The sequence below is a fragment of the Bacillus sp. JJ1764 genome (assembly GCF_036962145.1).
Classification (GTDB): domain Bacteria; phylum Bacillota; class Bacilli; order Bacillales; family Cytobacillaceae; genus Neobacillus.
Genome location: NZ_JBALNY010000231.1, coordinates 547 through 2,894 on the forward strand (window position 1 = coordinate 547; position 2,348 = coordinate 2,894).

Consider the following 2,348-nt stretch of genomic DNA (forward strand, 5'->3'; position numbering starts at 1 on the left):
TTCCATCCTCTTTTGCAGCCATCATCATCTCTGAGAATTTTTGTGCAACATCTTTTGAGAGTTTAATACCATTGTCTAATAATCCATATCCCCTTACTAATTCCGGATGGTGCGATAAAAACACTACATCTGACTTCACACTATCTTTCTGAACTGGATAGTCCTTGTTTACCAATAATAGATTTCCTTGATAAATCATATTTCTTTTAATGATTATGGATCCGTTGCTTTTTCGCAGCGCCTGTTCTTTATTTGAATACTCACCTATATTTTGAAAAATCATAAACCCTAACGTCATAATGATAATAAAATAAAAACCCCACTTTTTCATCTTCTATTTCCTCCTTGTCTCTCTTTTAGAAAGAGTAAAGAAAACTTTTTAAATAAAAGTGGGGTAAAATATAAAATTTTTCTTAAATAAATCCACTTATTCCGATTTCGGAACATCCTGAGGCAAACGCACCTCAAAACTCGTACGAATTACACTACTTTCCGCAGTGATACTTCCCATATGCTGTTCGACAATATTTTTAGCAATGAACAACCCGAGTCCCGTACTGCCTTCTTGATGAGTTCTTGCACGGTCGCTTGTATAGAATATGTCAAAGATATACGGCAATTCCTCCTGAGGAATAAAATCGCCATAATTAATCACCTGTACAACGACATCTCCCTCATCGTGAAACCCTTTGATATCAATAAATTTACCATCTTTTCCATAACGGGAAGCATTAATCAAAAGATTTTCAAACACACGTGCCAGCTGTTCACCATCAGCCTCAATAAATAAGCTCTCTTCCAAATCCATTCTTGAAGTTAGCTGATTTTTCTCATATATAGGATACATTTCCTCATTTAGTTGCAAAAGCAACTCACTAATATTAATTTTTGATTTTTCAAGATCTATCATCCCATAGTTCATTCTCGTAATTTCAAATAACTCATTTATTAGTTTTTCTAAACGCTGCGACTTTGTATACGCGATGGCAGCATAATGCCTGATTTGTTCCTCTTTTAATTGCTCATCTTTTAAGATCCAATCCAAATAACCTAAAACGGAAGTAAGAGGGGTCCGTAAATCATGAGCAAGATTCACCACTAATTGATCCTTACTGCTCTCAGCAAACTCTCCTCTTTCCACAGCGTATTGGAGTTTTTCACTTGCTGTATTAATATCCTGTGCAATTTTACTAAATTCATCGCTAGAAGGGATTGTTACGTGGTGTTGAAAGTTTCCATTGGCTAGATGGTGAATTCCCTTTGAAATTTCCTCAAAATAAAGGGCGTACCGTTTCGTAAATAAAAAGAAATAGAAAATGGCCTGAGGAATGAAAATGATCAAAAAGAAGTTAAGATCGCCAAAATTATTGATGGAGCTGCGAAAACGTGACAATTGATCGCCAAACTGCGCATTTTTATGGTAATAAAGCTGTAGAAATTTGTAGATTAGATAGGTTATGGTCCCAGCTAGAAGCATACTTAACCCGGCTAATTGAATCATCTTGGAGCGAAAACTTTGAATTTTTTTAACCATGGAATGTATACCCTACTCCCCAAACAGTTTTAATAAACTTGTTTTTGTCTTCCCCCAACTTTTTTCTTAAGGTACGAATATGTACCATAACCGTATTTTGACTTTCATAGTATTCTTCGCCCCATACTTTCTGGAAAAGGTTTTCTGCACTGAATACCTTTTTTGGATGACTTGCCAGTAGATATAATATGTCAAACTCCTTCCGAGTTAACTCGATTGTTTCTCCAAATAAAGACACAGTATGTTGTTCAGGATCAATAGTTAACCCCCCAGATTCAATGACCAAACTACTTGATACGGATTGATTAAATTGCATTGAACGACGAAGCTGGGCTTTCACTCGGGCCACCAACTCCATGGGGTTAAACGGCTTGGTCATATAATCATCAGCTCCAATGACCAATCCAGTTATCTTATCAAAATCGGAGGTCTTGGCACTTAGAAAAATAATCGGCAACAAGTGATGCTTCTCGCGAATTTGCCTAGTCACTTCATAACCATCAAGTTTAGGCATCATAATATCCAAAATGGCTAAATCTAGAGTTTGCGTTTGAATCGCATAAATAGCTTCTTCCCCATCAGCAGCCTTGATCACGCTGTATCCTTCTTTTTCCAGATGTAAAGCAACTAAATCTGCAATCTCGGCCTCATCATCCGCAATTAAAATTGTTACATGGTTCATTTTTTACACTCCACTAAAATTATTCAATTTCTAGAACATCAAAACTATTTATTTAAATACTTTATAATGGATGTTGCTAACAGTACCACAAATATAGATACTTTAATTTTGAAAATCATTCCCTATATCTAC

Annotated in this window: 2 protein-coding genes and 1 pseudogene; all 3 read right to left on the bottom strand. The window is 35.8% G+C overall.

All coding sequences use genetic code 11. From position 1 onward, the window contains the following. Positions 1-199 (bottom strand): annotated as a pseudogene (locus V7083_RS22920) (hypothetical protein); the annotation flags it as partial. Between the two features lie 228 nt (positions 200-427). Further along, a complete protein-coding gene (locus V7083_RS22925; protein ID WP_335482432.1) occupies positions 428-1,534 on the bottom strand; it encodes a HAMP domain-containing sensor histidine kinase in 1,107 nt (368 codons plus the stop codon). Further along, entirely contained in the window at positions 1,527-2,216 is a 690-nt protein-coding gene (locus tag V7083_RS22930) for a response regulator transcription factor (RefSeq protein ID WP_335482434.1), read from the bottom strand. The genes V7083_RS22925 and V7083_RS22930 overlap by 8 nt, the downstream gene beginning before the upstream one ends. Positions 2,217-2,348 lie beyond the last annotated feature (132 nt).